Raw genomic sequence first — 5316 nt, 5'->3', positions numbered from 1 at the left:
ATTCTAACCAACTGAACTACCGCTCCGCATTGGTTAGCGCTTGGTGCTAAATTAAAGCCTGGCGATGTTCTACTCTCACATGGGGAGACCCCACACTACCATCGACGCTGTTTCGTTTCACTTCTGAGTTCGGGATGGAGTCAGGTGGGTCCAAAACGCTATGGTCGCCAAGCAAATTCTTAAAATTCGGAAAGCTGTTTTCATTCTCACACACATTCTTATGCGCTTAGCTATTGAGTCCACTACAAAACCCCTTGGGTGTTGTATGGTTAAGCCTCACGGGCAATTAGTACAGGTTAGCTCAACGCCTCACAACGCTTACACACCCTGCCTATCAACGTTCTAGTCTCGAACAACCCTTTAGGACAGTTAAACTGTCAGGGAAGACTCATCTCAGGGCTCGCTTCCCGCTTAGATGCTTTCAGCGGTTATCGATTCCGAACTTAGCTACCGGGCAATGCGTCTGGCGACACAACCCGAACACCAGAGGTTCGTCCACTCCGGTCCTCTCGTACTAGGAGCAGCCCCCTTCAATCTTCCAACGCCCACGGCAGATAGGGACCGAACTGTCTCACGACGTTCTAAACCCAGCTCGCGTACCACTTTAAATGGCGAACAGCCATACCCTTGGGACCGACTTCAGCCCCAGGATGTGATGAGCCGACATCGAGGTGCCAAACACCGCCGTCGATATGAACTCTTGGGCGGTATCAGCCTGTTATCCCCGGAGTACCTTTTATCCGTTGAGCGATGGCCCTTCCATACAGAACCACCGGATCACTATGACCTGCTTTCGCACCTGCTCGAACCGTCATTCTCGCAGTTAAGCGGGCTTATGCCATTGCACTAACCTCACGATGTCCAACCGTGATTAGCCCACCTTCGTGCTCCTCCGTTACTCTTTGGGAGGAGACCGCCCCAGTCAAACTACCCACCAGGCACTGTCCTCAACCCGGATAACGGGTCTAAGTTAGAACATCAAACATACAAGGGTGGTATTTCAAGGACGGCTCCAACGCAACTAGCGTCACGTCTTCATAGCCTCCCACCTATCCTACACATGTAGGTTCAATGTTCAGTGCCAAGCTGTAGTAAAGGTTCACGGGGTCTTTCCGTCTAGCCGCGGGTACACTGCATCTTCACAGCGATTTCAATTTCACTGAGTCTCGGGTGGAGACAGCGTGGCCATCATTACGCCATTCGTGCAGGTCGGAACTTACCCGACAAGGAATTTCGCTACCTTAGGACCGTTATAGTTACGGCCGCCGTTTACCGGGGCTTCGATCAAGAGCTTCGCTTGCGCTAACCCCATCAATTAACCTTCCGGCACCGGGCAGGCGTCACACCGTATACGTCATCTTGCGATTTTGCACAGTGCTGTGTTTTTAATAAACAGTTGCAGCCACCTGGTATCTGCGACTCTCGTCAGCTCCATCCGCGAGGGACTTCACCATCAAGAGCGTACCTTCTCCCGAAGTTACGGTACCATTTTGCCTAGTTCCTTCACCCGAGTTCTCTCAAGCGCCTTGGTATTCTCTACCCGACCACCTGTGTCGGTTTGGGGTACGATTCCTTACAATCTGAAGCTTAGAGGCTTTTCCTGGAAGCATGGCATCAATGACTTCACTACCGTAGTAGCTCGACGTCGTGTCTCAGCCTTAGAAAGAGCCGGATTTACCTAACTCTTAAGCCTACGCACTTGAACCAGGACAACCGTCGCCTGGCCCACCTAGCCTTCTCCGTCCCCCCATCGCAATTGTAAGAAGTACGGGAATATTAACCCGTTTCCCATCGACTACGCTTTTCAGCCTCGCCTTAGGGGTCGACTCACCCTGCCCCGATTAACGTTGGACAGGAACCCTTGGTCTTCCGGCGGGGAGGTTTTTCACCCCCCTTGTCGTTACTCATGTCAGCATTCGCACTTCTGATACCTCCAGCAAACCTTACGATTCACCTTCAACGGCTTACAGAACGCTCCCCTACCCAATATCTAAAAGATATTGCCGCAGCTTCGGTGTATTGCTTAGCCCCGTTACATCTTCCGCGCAGGCCGACTCGACTAGTGAGCTATTACGCTTTCTTTAAATGATGGCTGCTTCTAAGCCAACATCCTAGCTGTCTGAGCCTTCCCACATCGTTTCCCACTTAGCAATACTTTGGGACCTTAGCTGGCGGTCTGGGTTGTTTCCCTCTCCACGACGGACGTTAGCACCCGCCGTGTGTCTCCCGGATAGTACTTACTGGTATTCGGAGTTTGCAAAGGGTTGGTAAGTCGGGATGACCCCCTAGCCTTAACAGTGCTCTACCCCCAGTAGTATTCGTCCGAGGCGCTACCTAAATAGCTTTCGGGGAGAACCAGCTATCTCCGAGTTTGATTGGCCTTTCACCCCTAGCCACAAGTCATCCGCTAATTTTTCAACATTAGTCGGTTCGGTCCTCCAGTTGATGTTACTCAACCTTCAACCTGCCCATGGCTAGATCACCCGGTTTCGGGTCTATATCCAGAGACTGAACGCCCAGTTAAGACTCGCTTTCGCTACGGCTCCCCTATACGGTTAACCTTGCCACTGAATATAAGTCGCTGACCCATTATACAAAAGGTACGCAGTCACACCACGAAGGTGCTCCTACTGCTTGTACGTACACGGTTTCAGGTTCTATTTCACTCCCCTCACAGGGGTTCTTTTCGCCTTTCCCTCACGGTACTGGTTCACTATCGGTCAGTCAGGAGTATTTAGCCTTGGAGGATGGTCCCCCCATATTCAGACAGGATATCACGTGTCCCGCCCTACTCGATTTCACGCTCGATGAAGCGTCGGTTACGGGGCTATCACCCTGTATCGCCAAGCTTTCCAGCTTGTTCACCTACTTCAACGAGTGCTTAAGGGCTAATCCAGGTTCGCTCGCCGCTACTACCGGAATCTCGGTTGATTTCTTCTCCTCGGGGTACTTAGATGTTTCAGTTCCCCCGGTTTGCTCTGTTAACCTATGGATTCAGTTAACAGTAACTGCTTATGCAGTTGGGTTTCCCCATTCGGAAATCGCAGACTCAAACGGCTCTTACTGCCTTATCTGCGCTTATCGCAAGTTAGTACGTCCTTCATCGCCTCTGACTGCCCAGGCATCCACCGTGTACGCTTAGTCACTTAACCATACAACCCGAAGGAGTTTCGGATTGTTGTTTAAACAACCTAAGTTGTCTCGCGTTTAATTTACATGAGTGCGAGACAGATTTTGCCGGACTCAAATTTGAACAAGACCGAAGTCTTATTCGATACCAAGCACACTTGAATGTGTTGTTGGTGTTTATCTTTCGATAAACATTGAGAACTTTACAAACAACAATAAATTGTTGTTTTGTCAGCTTTCCAAATTGTTAAAGAGCAAGATTCAAAGAATGAACCATTTTTAAAAGCACTCATCGAATGCACTTAAAAATGGTGGAGTTATGCGGGATCGAACCGCAGACCTCCTGCGTGCAAGGCAGGCGCTCTCCCAGCTGAGCTATAACCCCATCGTTAGTGGTGGGTCTGAGTGGACTCGAACCACCGACCTTACGCTTATCAGGCGTACGCTCTAACCACCTGAGCTACAGACCCACTTGATGCTCAAATCTAAACCGAATCAATCTGTGTGGACACTCATCACGATAATCATCGTGTAAGGAGGTGATCCAGCGCCAGGTTCCCCTAGCGCTACCTTGTTACGACTTCACCCCAGTCATGAACCACAAAGTGGCAAGCGTCCTCCCGAAGGTTAAACTACCTGCTTCTTTTGCAGCCCACTCCCATGGTGTGACGGGCGGTGTGTACAAGGCCCGGGAACGTATTCACCGCAACATTCTGATTTGCGATTACTAGCGATTCCGACTTCATGGAGTCGAGTTGCAGACTCCAATCCGGACTACGACGTACTTTGTGAGATTCGCTCCACCTCGCGGTATCGCTGCCCTCTGTATACGCCATTGTAGCACGTGTGTAGCCCTACTCGTAAGGGCCATGATGACTTGACGTCGTCCCCACCTTCCTCCGGTTTATCACCGGCAGTCTCCCTGGAGTTCCCACCATTACGTGCTGGCAAACAAGGATAAGGGTTGCGCTCGTTGCGGGACTTAACCCAACATTTCACAACACGAGCTGACGACAGCCATGCAGCACCTGTCTCAGAGTTCCCGAAGGCACTCCAGCGTCTCCGCTAGATTCTCTGGATGTCAAGAGTAGGTAAGGTTCTTCGCGTTGCATCGAATTAAACCACATGCTCCACCGCTTGTGCGGGCCCCCGTCAATTCATTTGAGTTTTAATCTTGCGACCGTACTCCCCAGGCGGTCTACTTAACGCGTTAGCTCCGAAAGCCACGACTCTAGGTCACAACCTCCAAGTAGACATCGTTTACGGCGTGGACTACCAGGGTATCTAATCCTGTTTGCTCCCCACGCTTTCGCATCTGAGTGTCAGTATCTGTCCAGGGGGCCGCCTTCGCCACCGGTATTCCTTCAGATCTCTACGCATTTCACCGCTACACCTGAAATTCTACCCCCCTCTACAGTACTCTAGCTTGTCAGTTTCAAATGCAATTCCTAGGTTGAGCCCAGGGCTTTCACATCTGACTTAACAAACCACCTGCATGCGCTTTACGCCCAGTAATTCCGATTAACGCTTGCACCCTCCGTATTACCGCGGCTGCTGGCACGGAGTTAGCCGGTGCTTCTTCTGTAGGTAACGTCAAATGATTAAGGTATTAACTTAACCACCTTCCTCCCTACTGAAAGTACTTTACAACCCGAAGGCCTTCTTCATACACGCGGCATGGCTGCATCAGGCTTGCGCCCATTGTGCAATATTCCCCACTGCTGCCTCCCGTAGGAGTCTGGACCGTGTCTCAGTTCCAGTGTGGCTGATCATCCTCTCAGACCAGCTAGGGATCGTCGCCTTGGTGAGCCCTTACCTCACCAACTAGCTAATCCCACCTGGGCATATCCGGTAGCACAAGGCCCGAAGGTCCCCTGCTTTGCTCTTACGAGGTTATGCGGTATTAGCCATCGTTTCCAATGGTTATCCCCCTCTACCGGGCAATTTCCCAGGCATTACTCACCCGTCCGCCGCTCGCCACCCAAGGAACAAGTTCCTCTGTGCTGCCGCTCGACTTGCATGTGTTAGGCCTGCCGCCAGCGTTCAATCTGAGCCATGATCAAACTCTTCAATTAAAGTTTTGGCTCAATGAATACTGATAACATTACATTGTAATGTTGAATTGACTGTGCTGAATGATTGCTCATTCAAATGGTCACTCAGTTCATTGATAAATCTTTTGCGATT

Annotated in this window: 2 tRNA genes and 3 rRNA genes; all 5 read right to left on the bottom strand. The window is 50.8% G+C overall.

The features are described from left to right. Positions 1–56 precede the first annotated feature (56 nt). The 5 genes from rrf to D908_RS00080 all read right to left on the bottom strand — a co-directional run bounded on the left by rrf (position 57) and on the right by D908_RS00080 (position 5204). Positions 57–172, bottom strand: a 5S ribosomal RNA gene (rrf, locus tag D908_RS00060). 93 nt (positions 173–265) lie between these two features. Then, positions 266–3152 (bottom strand): 23S ribosomal RNA (locus tag D908_RS00065). A 286-nt stretch (positions 3153–3438) separates the two neighbouring features. Next, positions 3439–3514 (bottom strand) — tRNA-Ala (locus D908_RS00070). A gap of 8 nt (positions 3515–3522) precedes the next feature. Further along, positions 3523–3599: transfer RNA gene (locus D908_RS00075), tRNA-Ile, on the bottom strand. Between the two features lie 62 nt (positions 3600–3661). Continuing rightward, positions 3662–5204, bottom strand: a 16S ribosomal RNA gene (locus tag D908_RS00080). The 16S, 23S and 5S rRNA genes sit together here with 2 tRNA genes alongside, the layout of an rRNA operon. Positions 5205–5316 lie beyond the last annotated feature (112 nt).

The sequence above is a fragment of the Vibrio mimicus CAIM 602 genome (assembly GCF_000338875.1).
GTDB classification, from domain to species: domain Bacteria; phylum Pseudomonadota; class Gammaproteobacteria; order Enterobacterales; family Vibrionaceae; genus Vibrio; species Vibrio mimicus.
The sequence above is the reverse complement of the archived record's forward strand: the minus strand, read 5'-3'. Positions and strand labels throughout refer to the sequence as shown.